At 65.5% G+C, this 12698-nt stretch carries 15 protein-coding genes and 1 tRNA gene; 5 read left to right on the top strand and 11 right to left on the bottom strand.

The genetic code is table 11. The annotated features are described in order from the left end of the window. The first annotated feature begins 69 nt into the window (after nt 1-69). Nucleotides 70-711 carry a substrate-binding domain-containing protein gene (locus tag BN940_RS05935; protein ID WP_033448741.1) on the top strand — a complete coding sequence of 214 codons (642 nt, stop codon included), beginning with the start codon at nt 70-72 and terminating at the stop codon, nt 709-711. A 54-nt stretch (nt 712-765) separates the two neighbouring features. Here BN940_RS05935 and BN940_RS05930 read toward each other — a convergent pair whose 3' ends face one another. From BN940_RS05930 to BN940_RS05915, 4 genes are all read right to left on the bottom strand, one after another. After that, nucleotides 766-2709: a tyrosine-type recombinase/integrase gene (locus BN940_RS05930; protein WP_033448740.1), complete on the bottom strand. Its 1944-nt coding sequence runs from the start codon at nt 2707-2709 to the stop codon at nt 766-768. A 226-nt stretch (nt 2710-2935) separates the two neighbouring features. Further along, nucleotides 2936-3011: transfer RNA gene (locus BN940_RS05925), tRNA-Gly, on the bottom strand. A gap of 148 nt (nt 3012-3159) precedes the next feature. After that, a complete protein-coding gene (locus tag BN940_RS05920; RefSeq protein WP_148304898.1) occupies nt 3160-3900 on the bottom strand; it encodes a MotA/TolQ/ExbB proton channel family protein in 741 nt (246 codons plus the stop codon). An 81-nt stretch (nt 3901-3981) separates the two neighbouring features. Then, nucleotides 3982-4506 carry a cupin domain-containing protein gene (locus tag BN940_RS05915; RefSeq protein ID WP_148304897.1) on the bottom strand — a complete coding sequence of 175 codons (525 nt, stop codon included), beginning with the start codon at nt 4504-4506 and terminating at the stop codon, nt 3982-3984. Nucleotides 4507-4567: 61 nt separating this feature from the next. On the opposite strand from BN940_RS05915, the gene BN940_RS19205 reads away from it, so the two are divergent. Next, the gene (locus tag BN940_RS19205) at nt 4568-5035 is read left to right on the top strand and encodes a hypothetical protein (RefSeq protein ID WP_158386239.1); all 468 of its coding nucleotides are present in this window, start codon (nt 4568-4570) and stop codon (nt 5033-5035) included. 107 nt (nt 5036-5142) lie between these two features. Beyond that, nucleotides 5143-5661, top strand: coding sequence for a DUF2799 domain-containing protein (locus BN940_RS18840; protein WP_158386237.1), 519 nt, complete (start codon nt 5143-5145; stop codon nt 5659-5661). A 58-nt stretch (nt 5662-5719) separates the two neighbouring features. Here the strand turns inward: BN940_RS18840 and BN940_RS05895 are convergent, their stop codons facing one another. Next, a complete protein-coding gene (locus BN940_RS05895) occupies nt 5720-6652 on the bottom strand; it encodes a ketopantoate reductase family protein (protein ID WP_043681185.1) in 933 nt (310 codons plus the stop codon). Between the two features lie 104 nt (nt 6653-6756). On the opposite strand from BN940_RS05895, the gene BN940_RS05890 reads away from it, so the two are divergent. Continuing rightward, nucleotides 6757-7368 (top strand): hypothetical protein, encoded by a 612-nt coding sequence (locus BN940_RS05890; RefSeq protein WP_043681182.1) that lies wholly within the window; start codon nt 6757-6759, stop codon nt 7366-7368. Between the two features lie 25 nt (nt 7369-7393). Here BN940_RS05890 and BN940_RS05885 read toward each other — a convergent pair whose 3' ends face one another. Continuing rightward, on the bottom strand, nt 7394-8008 hold the full coding sequence (locus BN940_RS05885; RefSeq protein WP_043681179.1) for an ABC transporter ATP-binding protein: 615 nt from the start codon (nt 8006-8008) through the stop codon (nt 7394-7396). A gap of 296 nt (nt 8009-8304) precedes the next feature. Here BN940_RS05885 and BN940_RS05880 point away from each other — a divergent pair, with 296 nt between their 5' ends. Beyond that, complete coding sequence (locus BN940_RS05880) at nt 8305-8526, top strand: YgdI/YgdR family lipoprotein (RefSeq protein WP_043681176.1); 222 nt, start codon at nt 8305-8307, stop codon at nt 8524-8526. A gap of 66 nt (nt 8527-8592) precedes the next feature. Here BN940_RS05880 and BN940_RS05875 read toward each other — a convergent pair whose 3' ends face one another. From BN940_RS05875 to BN940_RS05855, 5 genes are all read right to left on the bottom strand, one after another. Continuing rightward, nucleotides 8593-9537 (bottom strand): LysR family transcriptional regulator, encoded by a 945-nt coding sequence (locus BN940_RS05875; RefSeq protein WP_043681173.1) that lies wholly within the window; start codon nt 9535-9537, stop codon nt 8593-8595. 36 nt (nt 9538-9573) lie between these two features. Next, the gene (locus BN940_RS05870; RefSeq protein ID WP_043681169.1) at nt 9574-10293 is read right to left on the bottom strand and encodes a class II aldolase/adducin family protein; all 720 of its coding nucleotides are present in this window, start codon (nt 10291-10293) and stop codon (nt 9574-9576) included. 82 nt (nt 10294-10375) lie between these two features. Then, nucleotides 10376-11029, bottom strand: coding sequence for an isochorismatase family protein (locus BN940_RS05865; RefSeq protein WP_043681166.1), 654 nt, complete (start codon nt 11027-11029; stop codon nt 10376-10378). A gap of 88 nt (nt 11030-11117) precedes the next feature. After that, on the bottom strand, nt 11118-11933 hold the full coding sequence (locus BN940_RS05860) for an ABC transporter permease (protein ID WP_242404299.1): 816 nt from the start codon (nt 11931-11933) through the stop codon (nt 11118-11120). 11 nt (nt 11934-11944) lie between these two features. Next, nucleotides 11945-12658 carry an ABC transporter permease gene (locus BN940_RS05855; RefSeq protein ID WP_052355643.1) on the bottom strand — a complete coding sequence of 238 codons (714 nt, stop codon included), beginning with the start codon at nt 12656-12658 and terminating at the stop codon, nt 11945-11947. Between the last annotated feature and the right edge of the window lie 40 nt (nt 12659-12698).

The following is a 12698-nucleotide window of genomic DNA, read 5'->3' as shown; positions in this document are numbered from 1 at the left end:
GTTAAAGTTCTCTCTTAACTATCATGTCGGCTTGTTCTCGACCTGCTTAGCCGCCTTTGCGGCGCCATCATGTTCAACGCCACCGGCCAGTTCTCCCGTCTCAGGCTTGCCATAGCGCCAGGCGTACCGTCGTCAAAGCTCTCGGCACTGCTGGCGCTGCAACGCGCGGAAGAGCCGGATGTCACCCTCGCATTCTTCGAGGTTTCAGATGAAGATCTGCGTGAGGGACTCCATGAGAGCCGCTACGACGCAGGGCTATCGGTTCAGGCATCGAACGACGCAGCCTTGAAAATCCAGCCGTTGTGGATCGAAGACATGGCCGTTGCCGTGCCTCCACGGTTCCCTTTGCTTGACCAGGCGACACTCACGATCGCCGATCTGTTGGACTACTCGCTGTATCGCTGGCAGGCGGAAATCTGCTCCAAGTTGGATGAGCAGCTTTCCAACCTCCTGCCGACCGGTCGGCAGAACATCCAGTACGTGACTTCATTTGGCCTTTTGGCCACGTGGGTCGCGGCCGGCTATGGCGTGGGAGTGTCCGCGCAATCGCGCATCGCGCATGCCCATAGATGGGGGATCACGATGCGGCCGCTCATCGATGGCCCCTACGAGATCGTGACGTATTTGCAGCGTCCCCAGGAAGAAACCAGTTCAGTTGTGGACCGGTTCGAGCGTAGAGCGCTGCAAGTTGCCAGGACGGGGGCTGCATAGTTGACGTCCCCTATGGCCGGGGTAACAACCCCGACCATAGGTTCCAGCGCGAAGTTAGGCCCCCTCTAACACCGCTGCGCTATCCACCAGCCGCCGGACGCTCAGCCGCACATCCTCGGGGATGGGCCGCATGGCAATGGCTCCGGGCACATCCTCATGACGCTGGTAGTCGCCCATGATGACCCGGATGATCGCGGGCACGTTGGTCGGCTTGACCGCATCGATAGCCGCACGATCACCCAGGTCGGGATGAGGCTGGGTCAGCATGCGGTACAGGTCCCACGAATCCGCGTGCGGGCACTGGTTCATGAGCATCTGGGCCAGCTTGTGCTTGAGCGGCACCAGTTGCCAGTCGGGAACCCGCTGCCCCCGGTTGCCCAGGCTGATGGACAGCAGCTTGCCGGCTTTCAGCTCGCGGTTGATCTGGTCCTTGGACTTCCCGGCCAGCTTGCCGAACAGCGGGACCGGCAGATTGTTCGGCGACTCGTAGATGGCCAGCATTTCCTCGCGCTCGCGCTGGATGGCGGACACTTCCGGCTCCGGGGCATGCACCGGAGGCGGCGGCACCTGCGACAGCCGCTGGAACGTGATTCCGCCGCTGTTGGGGGTCACGACGATGGGCGTGGCCACCACGGGCGGCACGCCGGGGACAGCGGGCTCGGCCGCCGTGGGGGCCACGCCCACCACTTCCTCCACTTCCGCCATCGCCGGCACCCCGTCGATGCGGATGGTCAGGTGCGCGCTCGCGGCTTCGACTTCGCCCTGTTCGAGCAGGTCGAGACGGTCGGCCCAGTCCTGCATCATGCGGCGCCGAGGCTCCACGTACTTGGCATGGTTGTAGGCCGAGCTGACCTTGTTCGGGTCGGAGTGCGAAAGCTGCGCGTCCACCCAAATCTTCGGGTAGCCGATCTCGTTGAGCGCGGTCGAGATGGTGCCGCGGATGCCGTGGCCGGTCAGGCGCCCCTCGTAGCCCATGAGCTGCACGGCCTTGTTGAGGGTGTTCTCGCTGATGCGCTTCTTGAGTTCGCTGCGATGCGACAGCAGGTACTTCTGCGCCGGCCGCATCACGCCCAGTAGATAGCGCACGATCTCGATGGCCTGCAGGGACAGGGGCACGATGTAGGGCGGCACGTCCTGCGGCCGCTTGCCGGCCTTGCGCATTTCGTCCTGGAGTTGCTTGACGACCTGCGGCGGGATGATCCACAAGCCGCGGTCGAGGTCGAATTGCTCAGGCTCAGCCAGGCGCAACTCGCCCGTGCGCACCCCCGTCAGGAACAGCAGCCGGACGCCAAGCTGGGTCTGCCAGCCCCGGGGGTTGTAGCGCCGGAGCTTCTGAAGGAACTCGGGCAGCTCGGGCAGGTGCAGATAGGGGTTGTGGGCCACCGGGGGCTTGGGCTCGGCCACCACGTCCAGGTCCGCGGCTGGGTTGACTTCCAGCCCCTCGGCGATGACCAGGGCATAGCGGAACATCTGGTTGAACCAGGTGCGGACCTTCTCGGCGGTGGTGAACGCCTTGCGTTTCTCGATCGCCGCCACGACGCCCACGAGCTGGGGCCGACGAATGTCGTAGATCGACATCTTCCCCAGGGTAGGCAGCACGTCCTTGTTGAAGATGCGCAGGATCTGCGAAAGCGTGCTCTGACGACCTTCCTTGAGTTCCTTGCGGCGATGCTCGACCCAGGCATCGAAGACGTTCTTGAAGGTGTATTCGCCCGCCAGCCTGGCTGCGTGCCGGCGCTGATCGCGTTCGATTTGAGGATCGATCCCCCTGGCGAGCAGGACCTGGGCCTTGTCCCGCTCCGCGCGGGCCTCGCGCAGGCTCAGGGCGGGATAGCTGCCCAGGGACATGCGCTTTTGCTTGCCCAGCCAGCAATAACGGAAGATCCACGACTTGCCGCCTGCGGCAGAGACCATCAGGCTCAGGCAGTCGTTGTCGTAGAGGGTGTAGCGTTTGCCGGCGGTCTTGGCCTGCCGGACGATCAGATCAGAGAGTGCCATTTCGAGGCTCCTAAGTGATGACTTAGGCCCTATGCTCGTCATGGTTCCCGCTCAGCCCCAGCAACTATCCGGAAGCCGTCTCACCCGTATTCCTGTGCCTAGATTGGCGCCTAAAAAAGGCTGGCTGTGGGTGGATTTCCGTGGCGCTCGCTGGAATGAAAAAAGGGGCCGAAGCCCCTCTTTTCAACGACTTACAGACGTCAGTAGAAGTCTGTAGATCATAACTTGGAGCGGGAAACGAGTCTCGAACTCGCGACCTCAACCTTGGCAAGGTTGCGCTCTACCAACTGAGCTATTCCCGCGTTGCTTAGCCATCCAGCTAAGCCATGCATTTTATTGTGTATTTTTCAACCTGTCAAATCGTAGATCTTTCAGGCCGGCTTCAGTCCCCTGGGGGGGCGCTGTTGCCGATACGCAATCAAGCAAGAGGCAGAACTATAAAGCACGAAATCAGGGGCTGTCAAATCCGGTGCTGGCTGCCTTGAAACCCAACACGCTTCGCGGCACGCTCGAACCGCCCGACCGAAACCCCACCTTCTGCGCGCGTCCATCGCCCTCCTGTGCCAGAATCCGCACCACCATCTCCCTGAACAGAGCGAATTGCGACAGGTACATGCGATTTGCCACGAGCAGGCACAGGTAGGCCATCAGGCAGACGACCGCGAGGGCCAGCCCCAGTTGCATCATGGCGAGCCCGTCCGCCCACAGGCCGGCGGACGTCCAGCTCACGCGGGACGATTCAAGCCATATCCCGCCCGCGCGCCAGACGGCCGCCGCCAGCCCCATGAGGGGCGCCACCCACACCATGGCGGCCAATACATTCAACCCCCGGCGCAGATCCGCCGCCTGCTCGGCGGCTTCCTGCGCGATCAGGCCTTGCACCATTGCACCATGCGTGCCGCCTGCTTCACCGCATTCCGCGGCCTGCGCATCGAGCATCCTTTTCTCTGCCATGATCCGATGGGCCAGCCGCGAGAACGACCGGATCGTCGTCTGCCGATCGACGAGTTCCCGCATCTGCCGCAACGAGCCGGCCAGGGCAAGGCCGGAGAGGAACTTCCTGGCGTCGAGAATCCGGCACGTCAGGCCGGCGGCCTTGACCAGAAACAGATATGACGCCGCGAACAGCATCATCACCAGGAAGACGAACAGCATCCTGACCACGATATCGCCCTGACCGATGAGTTGCATGATGTGTCTCCCGCCCTGGCCTTCGACCCGGATGGATGCCCGCATCCGGCCGATGTGATCCAGACAGTGTGATCCGGACCGTTACTTCCGGGTCATCAGATCCGCATTCAGATCCTTTTCCGGACCGACCACCAGCAGCAACTGCGCTCCGGCCGGCCCCGTCCTGGCGAAATGCACCGCATTGCCATGTGTCAGCACGAAGGCGCTGCCCACGGGCAAGTCCCTGAGCTTGCTCTCGTCGTACTTGTCGCCCATGGCCAGCTTCATGTCGCCCGCCAGCACCGTCACGATGGCAGCCATGCCCGCATCCATCTTGCCGTGCGGCTCCAGCTTCGCATCCGGCGGGAACCAGGCCCGCATCACGCGCACCGGGCCCTGGTCATGGGAGAGCAGGGTCAGGCCACGCGTACCCGTGTCGCTGGGCGCCGATGCAAACCCGGCCACTTCTTGCGGTCCATACAGGACGAGTTCCTGCGCAGCCGCCGGGACGGCCAGGATCGCGCACGCCGCCGCCGCCAGAGCGATGATGGGCCGCCCGACCGGCAGGCGGCCCATCATCGATCCCGATACGACCGGGCTGCGCCGCTCTTTCTTCATCCAGCACATGATGGCTCATCCTTCAAATGATAATGAGAATTATTATTGATATTATCATGTCCGGGTGATCGTGAACATGGTCAAGTACTCGATCTTTGCCTGCAACGCATTCACGGACCGGCGCATCGCCCCGATCTCCGAAAGAAACTCCGTCAAATGCTCTTCCGGCATCCGGCGATGCTCCGGCACCGTCGTGTCCCCAGCGCCACGCCGTTTTGCGAACGCCCGCATCCTGCCGATGGGCATGTTCGTCGTCCGCAAGCGCAGCAGGAGCTTCCGGCAGCCGCAGCAATGCGGCAGCCACGACCAGGCTCCGCTTCGAGCCGCACCCGAAAAACCGGATTGCGGACCCGGCTTTTCTGTCTTTTTCTCTTACAATGCCGCCAGGACGGGACGCCTTGCAGATTTCCCATCGGACAACCAGAACGTTTTTCCCGAAAAGACCGAGAAAAAATGGCACGAAATCTTCAAGCACGCCGCTGCGCCGCGAGGCACATTTCCCTGCCGCATCCCGGCGCCACGGGCGGGCCCGCCATAAGCCCCGCCACACGTTCCTTCACGAGTCCCTTCACAAACCCCTCCATGAGTCCCGCCGCGAGTCCCGCCGCGAGAAGCCCCGGCGCGGCCTGGGCCCGGCTCTTGTGCATGGGCGCCGTCGCGCTGACGATGGGCGGCTGCGCCAGCATGTCCGAGAAGGAATGCCTGAGCGCGAACTGGCAGGAACAAGGCTACCGCGACGGCCGCAACGGCCATCCGGCGTCCCGGGTGGAGGATCATCGCGAAGCCTGTGCCGGCGTCGGGGTGGTGCCCGATACCGAACAGTATCGGAAGGGCCGCGACCAAGGGGTGCTGGAATATTGCACCCCCGAGAACGCGGCGCGCGAGGGGCGCGCGGGCAGGAGCTACCGCAATGCGTGTCCGGCGCGGCTCGAAGGCACCTTCCTCACGTATCACCGGCTGGGCTACCAGGCCTACCAGGCCCAGCAGCGCCTCGATTCCCTGAATCGCCAGATGGAACAGACGCAGCGGAACCTGGACCAGGAAAAGAAGGAAGACAAGCGCCGGGAACTGCGCGAGGAACTCAGGAGCCTGGACCGCCGCCTGTACCAGGCGCGCCAGGAACTGCGCGATGCGGAGAGGCGGCTGAACTCCAAGTCCTATTAGGCAGAGCGGACGCCCGCTGGGACGGGCGGCTGCCGCGCCACCGCTCCACGCCCCCCCCCTACCGCCCTTCCTGGCGGATGCGCTGCACCTCGTAGACGCGCAGCGACACCGCCGCGGCCCGCAGCAGGGGCACGTCGATCCGTTGCGCGTCCGCCCGCTCGACCAGATCGCCCAGGATCTGCTCGACCTCGACCGGACCGCCGGCCTGCCTGTCCCGGTACATGGAGGCGGTGATCGTCGAGCCGGCGTCCGTCAGCCCGGCGATCGCCTGCTCGGCCACGGCCGGCGCCAGGGGGAAGCCATGGGCCGCCGCGACGGACAGGGCCTCGTCGCACAGCGCCCGGGCGGCGCGCGCGCCGTCGGGCACCGACACGACCTGGCCGACCGAGCCGCCGAACAGGCAGCAGATCCCGGCCAGCGACGCCAGGAAAGCCCATTTGTCCCACATGGCCTGCTCGATGTCGTCCGAGAGCACCGTGGCAAAGCCCGCCCCCCGCAAGGCGGCGTCCACCGCCCGGATGCGATCGCTGATCCCGCCGCCGCGCTCGCCGTAGGCGAGGCTCTGCATCGGGGCCATCTGCACGATCCGGCCATCGTCGCGCAGTTCGGCCACCACGCGGCAGACGCCGCCCAGCACCGGTTTTTCGCCGAAGCGCGCCACCAGGCGCTCGATGTGGCGCATGCCGTTGAGCAGCGGCAGGATCATCGTATCGGGCCCCACCGCGGCGGCGAAGTCCTCCATGGCGCCGTCCAGCGCATAGGCCTTGACGCCCAGCAGGATCAGGTCGTAGGGTTGCGCGATCCGGGACGCCTCGATCCACCGCGGCCGGACGGTCAGGTCCCCGTGAGGGCTGACGAGCCGCAAGCCGTCGCGCTGCAGCTGCCCGGCCCGGCGCGCGCGCAGCAGGAAGGTCACTTCGCGGCCGGCCGCGGCCAGGCGGGCGCCGAAATAGCCGCCGACCGCGCCCGCGCCCACAATCAGAATTCTCATGGCGCTTCTCCTTTCGTCCCGAATCCGCCGCGGCCGGCAAACCGGCCGGCCCGCCCTGGATGATAATGCCGATATTTCGACTGGACGAGAAGGAACCGCGGGCCATGGACTTTGCATCGACCCTGCTGATCGCCGCCGTGGCATGGCTGGGACTGCGTGCGCACTACCAGCGCACGCGCATCGCGCTGCTGGGGCGCCACCTGGCCGGCCTGCAGCTCGAACGCCACATGGAAACCCTGACCCAGGGCTACACCCGCGCCATCCACGAGGCCTCCGAGGCGCGCCAGATCCAGGTGCTGGAAACCTTCGCCGCGGCCGAGCGCAGCGTGGCGGCACAGGTACGGACGCTGGCCGAGGCCATGCAGCAGGAAGGCGCGCAGGCCACCTGCATGAGCATGCTGCCGGTCTGCCTGCCCTATGCCGAACGGATCCTGCCGCTGCCGACGCGGGACTTCCGCGCGCTGCTGCGCATCCATGCGGCCGGCCTGCGCCACGTGGTGGACAACGGGGGCCGCTGGAGCCCGAAGGACCGCGCCTACCATCTCTCGGCGGAGCTGTATCTGCTGCAGCACAGCTGCCACTGGTATTGCAAGTCGCGCGCCGTGGCCGATGCGCGGCTGACGCTGCGGCATCAGGTCACGCATCGGCAGGCGCTGGATGCGGCGTCCGACGCGACCCGCTCGGCCTACCTGCAGTGGATGCGGGGCGCGGCCTGACGCAAGGCCGGGTGCGGGGCGCCCCTCAGCGCAGGGCGGCCACCTCGACCCGGCAGGCCCCGCAGGCCCGGATCAGTTCGGCGTCGTGGCTGGCGAACAGCACGACGCGGTCCCGTGACCAGGCCTTGAACTGCCCGGCCAGCACGGCGCGCGCCTGCGCGTCCAGCCCGTTGCTGGGGCCGTCGGCGACGACGACGGCCGGATCGCCCAAGGCGGCGGCCGTCAGGAAGACCTTGCGGCGCGTTCCCGTGGACATCTGCTCGAAGCGCTTGTCCAGATGCGGCTCCAGCCCCAGGCGGCACGCCAGGTCGAGCACGGCGTCGTCCAGGGCCGCGTGCTTTTCCGCGGCGACCTGTTCGAGCAGCCCACGCCCGGTCTGTGCGGGAAACGCCAGGCAATCGTCGGGCACATAGGCCAGCCGGGCCAGGGCCCGCTGCGGCGCGTGGGTCACCGAATGCCCGTCGATCCAGACATCCCCCGCGTCCGGCGCGATCGCGCCCGCGATGATGCCCAGCAGGCTGGACTTGCCGGTGCTGTCTTCCTCGCAGAGCGCCACGCAGCCGGGCTGGAAGGTCCGGGTCAGGCCCTGGAAGACGGGATGGTCGCCGTAGCGCTTGCCGAGATTGTCGATGCGGAGCATGGCGGAAGTGTACGCACGAACGGCGCGCACGGCCAGTCTCCCCGCGAGACATCAGGAAACAGGCGCGGGCGCTTCTGTGCGATTTTGTCAGCAGAACCTACCGCCGCGCCGCGTCCGCCGGGCCGGCGGCCGGCGTGTACAGCGCAGGCATATCGGAAGCATACCGGGGGCGCAGGCCGGCCGCGCGGGGCCGGGCGCACCCGCGACGTCCGGGATTTCGCTGTCGAACCCGCTTACATCGGGCCCCGGAATGCCTTGATAAGGTACCCATGAGTCCATTCTCACAGGAGGCGCTCATGTCCAAGACCCTACTCGCATTCCTCGCCATTCTCGCCAGCGGCAGCATCCTGGCCGCCTGCTCGTCCCCCTCCACCGTCACCACGCGCGACGGGCGGACGGACTACAGCGCCGACGCGCCGAACACCGACACGGACGACGGCTTCGTCACCTACGAGAAGGGCGGCCGCGAGGTCAAGATCAACAAGTCCGAGGTCCGGCGGATCGAGGAAGTGGATTGACCGCTGCCCGTGAATGGATCCCCGGCGGCCCTGCCCCTGGCGGAGACGCTATGGGATGAGCCCGCGCTATGGGATGAGCCGGGCCAGCCCGTTCTGCCGCTCGACGATCAGGGCCGCCAGCGCCGACAGGTAATCCATGATGGCGGGCTCGAATTCCGCGAATACCTCCATGCTCTTGGTCGAACGCACGACGCTCATGGTCTGGATCAGGCGGGGGTCCACGATCCTGCGGGCGGTCAGCCTGCCGCTCCCGAGTTCGCTGGCAACCGCGCCGTAGGGCATGACCGTCGCCGCCATTCCGCGCAGGACGATTTCGCGGATTCCGGCGATGGACCTCATCTGGTAGACGATATTCAGGGTGCGCCCCCGTTCGTGGGCCACGCGCTCCATCAGGCAGCGGCCCACGTCCCGGCGCCCTCCGAATACGAAATTGAAACCCAGGACCTCGTCGAGGGAAATGGCATCCCGCCCGTCATGCATGTCGGGATGGGTGACGAACAGGACGTCCTCCTGCACCATCGAGGTCAGCCACACGCCGGGCCGCTCGCTTGCGTCGTAGGCCAGGGCGACATCGAGTTCGCGGTTCTCGACGGCATCGACCAGCGCAAAGCTGGGATCTTCCCTCAGGGAGAACGCAAGGCGCGGAAGCAGTTTCTTCGCCGAGAGGACGGCATCGGTGCCCACGAGCAATACCAGGCTGGAAGGCATGCCGAGCGAAAAGAACCTTTCGGCGCTGCGGCCCAGGCTGGAGACGTCCTTGACGGTGACCTCGAGCAGTTCAAACAGGGAGCTGACCCTGGAATAGAGCAGCTCGCCGGCCGGGGTGACGTCCACGCCACGCGCATGGCGTATCAGCAGGGCCACGCCCAGGGCGTCCTCCAGCTGCTTGATGTTGAGGCTCAGGGCGGGCTGGGCAATGCATAAGGATTCCGCCGCATGGGTGATGCTGCCCAATTCGACCGTCTTCACGAAGCATTGCAGCTTGCGCAGCGTCAGATTATGCAGATTCATAGACCCCTCGCAGTGCCCGCGCCAGGCGGCATGCCGTCATGCCTGGAGCAGCGACCGGTGCGCCTGCTCGGCGGACCGGGCCCACAGCTGCCATGCGCGGTCCGCCTGGCCTTCGGTCGACACCGCCGACGCATGCGCCTCGGCCTCCGACAGGAAAGTCACGGCCCCCAGCCCGCTGGCCTGAAGCTGGATCCTGGCATTGATCTCGGAATACACCGCGCGGAAGACGGCCTGCTTCAGGGACCCGCCGGTCACCGTGCTGCCATGCCCGCGCATCAGCACCATGGCATGGCCGGCGAGCATATCGGCCAGATGCCTGCCCAGTGCGGGAGTGGTGACCAGCATGTCGGTGCCGTCCCCGCCCCTGTCCCGGATGTCGAACACGGGGACTCCGCAGCCGATGAAACCCGCCATATGGCACACCGCCCGGAAGGGCGTGCCTTTCACGACGCTGAAAGGCACGACGGACTGCGAATGGCTGTGGACGATGGCCTGCACCTCCGGCCTGGCCCGGTAGATTTCGCTGTGTATGAACCGTTCGAGGTACAGGCGATAGCCGGACGGCCGCAAGGGCTCCCCGTCCAGGCCGATCTCCACGAGGTCATCGGGCGTCACCAGCGCGGGCGCCATATTCCGTGCCATCAGGAACGAATCGCCCCCCGCCGATCGGACCGTGACGTGGCCGAACGCGTCCAGCACCTGCCGATCGAACAAAATGTGGTTGGCAATGGCCAGGTCCTGCTTCAACTCATCCATCGCTGAAAATCCACCCTGTCATGCATCGATGAAAATCCCGTCCCGCCTCATGGGCTGACTGGCTGATTGGCCGATTGGCCGGTCAGGCGGCCCGGGGCCGAATGGTCCTCAGATAATCCAGCGCTTCCTCCAAGGCCACCACGTCGCAGTATTTCGCCTGCAGGTCGAACAGACTCTGCCTGTGCGCGGCTTCCGACCGGTCTCCCACCGCTTCGGCGACGATGATCGGCCTGAACCCGTTCTGGACCGCATCGACCGCCGTGCCACGCACGCAGCCGCTGGTGGTGCAGCCCGCGATCAGCACGGTATCGCAGCCATTGGAGACCAGACGGGACAGCAGGTCGGTGCCAAAGAAGCACGATGCGTACTTCTTCACCAGGATCGAATCCTGCGGCTGGTGATGCAGGCGCGGATCCAGTTCGACGGCCGCCGTGCCGCTGCGCAGCGTGGCGGCGCCCTTCTGCTTCAGCACCCATATGCCTCCATCCCTCAAGGACGCGTCGTCATATGCGGTCGTGGTGAAGAAGACCGGCACGCCGGCCTCCCGGCAGGCATCGATCAGGCGGTTCGCGGCCTCTATTTCGGCGTCCATGTTCGACCCCAGCGGCATGTCGGGGTCGGTGAAGGCCTGGATGATGTCCACGATGACCAGGCCCGGCCGCTGGCCGAATCCGATTTTCAACCCGAAGCCGCGCTCACGAAAAAACTTTTCGTCAGCATGAACCATTTCATTCATTTTCTTGCTCCTTGTCCGACAGAGCGGAAGCCGAAAAGACGCTCCATCCTCAAAATGCACTCTCCCGCCCCGCACAGCCGGCCCGGCATCAGCGATAGCGCGACACCCGCCGTTCCAGCCATCTCAGAAACAGGCCGGGAACGACGGCGAGAATCACGATGAACATGATCTGCCCGGTGATCCGGGCGACACGCGCATTGGCGATATTGCTCACCAGTTCATGGCCCAGCCCGCTCGCCGCCGACACCATGCCCGCCAGGATCAGGCCGATCATCGTCAAGCCCAGTGCGATGCGCGCACCGCTGGCCAGCGTCGGGATCAGGGCCGGGATGATGATCTTCGTCAGCTTCGTATGCCACGGCAAGGTCAGCGCATCCGCGAGCCTGAGCAGATTCCTGTCGATGCCGGCAGTCGCGCCCATGACCAGCAGCGCCATCGGCGGCAAGGCATGGGCAATGGCAAAAACCACACGGACCTGTTCGCCGATTCCCAGGAAGAGGATGAAGACCGGATACAGCGTCACGAGCGGCACGCAATAGCAGGCGAACATCGGCGCGGCGAAGACGCGCGACCAGAAGGCGGACAGGCCCAGGCCAAAACCGATCAGCGCGCCCGCCACCACCGAGATGATCCAGCTCAACAGCAGCAGCCTGACCGTCGTGAGGATGCTTTCGCGGTAGGCCTCGCGCCCCAGGTCCAGTATCAGGCCGCGAATCGCCTCCAGCGGACCGGGAAACACCACGTTGTCGACGAGCGCGGCAATGACGGCCCAGATCAGGAGCACGACGGCCGGCAATGCAAGCACCACGATCGTCTCGTCGACCACCCGCGCCAGGGGAGCGCATGCGGCGCTGCCGGCACATGCCACCGTCCCCGGCTCCTTTCCAACCCCCGCAAAAGGCATTTTCTTCACGGTCAGACCCTCTTGCCGCGTCTGCGCAAGAGCAGACCGAACAGGAAATTCACGCCCAGGGCGAAGAACAGCACGATGACGATTCCCGCGTACATGTCATTCACCGAGAAATGGTCGTAGGCATAGGAAATGAAATAGCCCAGGCCGTACGTGGACAGGATGAATTCGCTCGCCATGACCCCGATGATGCTGAACGACAGCGCCAGCCTGAGCCCCACGACGACCTGGTTGACGATCGACGGCATGAGTATCTTCAGCACGTGATCCAGGGTCGAGAGCTGGAGGGACCGGGCCAGCTTGATCGTGATCCGCGGGATGGAATCGAGCCCGTCGAGCGTCGACGTGATGACCGACACGATGCCCAGCAACGCGCCCAGCAGAATCACCGGGACCAGGCCTATGCCGGCGACCACCACGAGCAGCGGATACAGGGCGAAGGTCGGTATGGCGTAATAGATCGACAGCCAGGGATCGAATATCCGGCGTATGGGCGCGAAGCGCCACAGGATCAGGCCGATGATGATTCCCCCCACGGCTGCGAGCGCGAATGCGAGCAGGATGGCCAGGAGACTGGGCCCCAGATAGCGATACCAGAACGTCGGCTCCACGAGCAGCTGCGAGGCCCGCGCCAGGATCGCGCTCAGCGGCGGCAGGGTGAACGAATCGACCAGGCCGGACCGCGGTCCGGCTTCGAGAAACACCAGGATGATCGCCACGCCGGCACACGTCCACCCTCCCGGAGCAAGCCCCAGGCGC

This window comes from Castellaniella defragrans 65Phen, from assembly GCF_000612685.1.
GTDB classification, from domain to species: domain Bacteria; phylum Pseudomonadota; class Gammaproteobacteria; order Burkholderiales; family Burkholderiaceae_B; genus Castellaniella; species Castellaniella defragrans.
This window is presented reverse-complemented; position numbering and strand designations above follow the sequence as displayed.

Bases quoted from the DNA above. Each gene is read 5' to 3' on its own strand.
- BN940_RS05935 (WP_033448741.1), top strand. From the start codon at position 70: ATGTTCAACGCCACCGGCCAGTTCTCCCGTCTCAGGCTTGCCATAGCG.
- BN940_RS05930 (WP_033448740.1), bottom strand. From the start codon at position 2,709: ATGGCACTCTCTGATCTGATCGTCCGGCAGGCCAAGACCGCCGGCAAA.
- BN940_RS05920 (WP_148304898.1), bottom strand. From the start codon at position 3,900: ATGCAACTCATCGGTCAGGGCGATATCGTGGTCAGGATGCTGTTCGTC.
- BN940_RS05915 (WP_148304897.1), bottom strand. From the start codon at position 4,506: ATGTGCTGGATGAAGAAAGAGCGGCGCAGCCCGGTCGTATCGGGATCG.
- BN940_RS18840 (WP_158386237.1), top strand. From the start codon at position 5,143: ATGGGCGCCGTCGCGCTGACGATGGGCGGCTGCGCCAGCATGTCCGAG.
- BN940_RS05895 (WP_043681185.1), bottom strand. From the start codon at position 6,652: ATGAGAATTCTGATTGTGGGCGCGGGCGCGGTCGGCGGCTATTTCGGC.
- BN940_RS05890 (WP_043681182.1), top strand. From the start codon at position 6,757: ATGGACTTTGCATCGACCCTGCTGATCGCCGCCGTGGCATGGCTGGGA.
- BN940_RS05885 (WP_043681179.1), bottom strand. From the start codon at position 8,008: ATGCTCCGCATCGACAATCTCGGCAAGCGCTACGGCGACCATCCCGTC.
- BN940_RS05880 (WP_043681176.1), top strand. From the start codon at position 8,305: ATGTCCAAGACCCTACTCGCATTCCTCGCCATTCTCGCCAGCGGCAGC.
- BN940_RS05875 (WP_043681173.1), bottom strand. From the start codon at position 9,537: ATGAATCTGCATAATCTGACGCTGCGCAAGCTGCAATGCTTCGTGAAG.
- BN940_RS05870 (WP_043681169.1), bottom strand. From the start codon at position 10,293: ATGGATGAGTTGAAGCAGGACCTGGCCATTGCCAACCACATTTTGTTC.
- BN940_RS05865 (WP_043681166.1), bottom strand. From the start codon at position 11,029: ATGAATGAAATGGTTCATGCTGACGAAAAGTTTTTTCGTGAGCGCGGC.
- BN940_RS05860 (WP_242404299.1), bottom strand. From the start codon at position 11,933: ATGCCTTTTGCGGGGGTTGGAAAGGAGCCGGGGACGGTGGCATGTGCC.